General features: G+C 70.9%; 1 protein-coding gene. It reads right to left on the minus strand.

Annotated elements, in window-relative coordinates; all coding sequences use genetic code 11:
- Positions 1–40 precede the first annotated feature (40 nt).
- Positions 41–1,318, minus strand: coding sequence for an IS66 family transposase (gene tnpC, locus E2C06_RS36450; protein ID WP_133293383.1), 1,278 nt, complete (start codon positions 1,316–1,318; stop codon positions 41–43).
- Positions 1,319–1,370 lie beyond the last annotated feature (52 nt).

Genomic DNA, 1,370 nt, shown 5'->3' on the forward strand with positions numbered 1-1,370 from the left:
TGGTAATTACCCACCCCCTCTGACTTCTGCGGCGTAGCGGTCAGGCCGTGACAGTCGTCAGGATGGTGCCAAAGACGCTGGTGTTCGGCGCGAGGCGGGCGGTGTCGACCACGGTGCGCACGTCCGCCTCGCCCTGAGCGGCCCACATCGTGCGATAGCCGTTGGTGACCTTGCGTTGGATCACGGCGGGGCGGAGGTCGCGCTCGCAGGCGTTGTTCGTCGCCCCGACCCGGCCAGGCCAGTCGACAAAGGTCAGAAGCTGGTCGCGCGCTCGCCGCAGCTTCGCTTGCAGCCCGCGCGTCAGCTCGCAGCCGCTGGGCGCTGCCAGGATCGCATCCAACCTGCGTTCGAGCGCCCGCCGCTTGGCGGCCAGGGTAGAGGCAGCGAGGTGTGTGGCGGCATCCGCCAAGTCAAAGGCTGAACTCAGCCAGAGCTTGAGCCGAAACGGCACTGGGTCGTCGCTGGCCTCGAGCGCGTACGCGACATCACGTGCCAGGTGCGCCAGGCAGGTCTGCTGGGCCACGCCGTGGCCCTGCTGCGCCGCGTAGCGATCCGAGAGCCAGACCGCGGGGCGGTGCCCGTCCATCACGGCGCGCACGACGGAAGCGGCGCGGGTCGGTGCGGCCTGGTGCACCACGGCGTCCTGGCAGCGGAACACCCAGTGGTAGCCGGAGCAGCCCTCGATCCGCACACCGGTTTCATCAGAGGCCACCACCTCAGCACGGCGCAGCGCCGCAACGGCCGTCTCGCGCCCGGCCTGGAACCGACCCTGGGCGCGGCGGAGCAGGTTCATCAGCCCGCCCTGGCTGAGGCGCAGCCCGAACAGGTCGGCGAGCGCGGCCTGCAGCCGCTCGTAGGAGAGCGCCTGATAGGTCTTGAGGTAGGTGGCCATCGCGTGCAGGCGCGGGCCGAACGGCGTGCCGCTGACCGGCACCGGTGCCACGGCCCGCGTGCCGCAGCCGGGGCAGCGCACCGCCAGGCGATGGTGGTGCACCACCTGCGGCGTGACCGCGGGCAGCTCGATGCGCTCCCAGACCCCGGCTGCTTCGGCCGGCAGATCGGGCGCGAGCGCCATCCGGCAGCACGGGCAGACATCGGGGCGGTGAGCGATCGTCTCGGAAACATCGTCGCTCAGGGGCCGGCTGTGGCCCGCGTGGCCCGGCTTGGCGCCTCCAGGCTTGGCGCGCTCGCGCCTCTCCTTCCGATCCGTGGACGGCGGCTTGGAGGATGTGCGCGAGGTCTTCTCCGGCCGCTGCAGCCGCAGCACCAGCTCGATCAGCTCTGCCTTGCTCAGCCGCTCAAGCGCATCCCGCTGCATGCCAGGATCGAATCAGGCATCCCACTTCCGCGCAAGGGGGGTGGGTAATTAC

Origin of the sequence: Dankookia rubra (assembly GCF_004355005.1) — a bacterium.
Lineage (GTDB): Bacteria > Pseudomonadota > Alphaproteobacteria > Acetobacterales > Acetobacteraceae > Paracraurococcus > Paracraurococcus ruber_A.

Excerpts from the sequence above, each read along its gene's own strand:
- tnpC (WP_133293383.1), bottom strand. The coding sequence starts at position 1,318 with ATGCAGCGGGATGCGCTTGAGCGGCTGAGCAAGGCAGAGCTGATCGAG.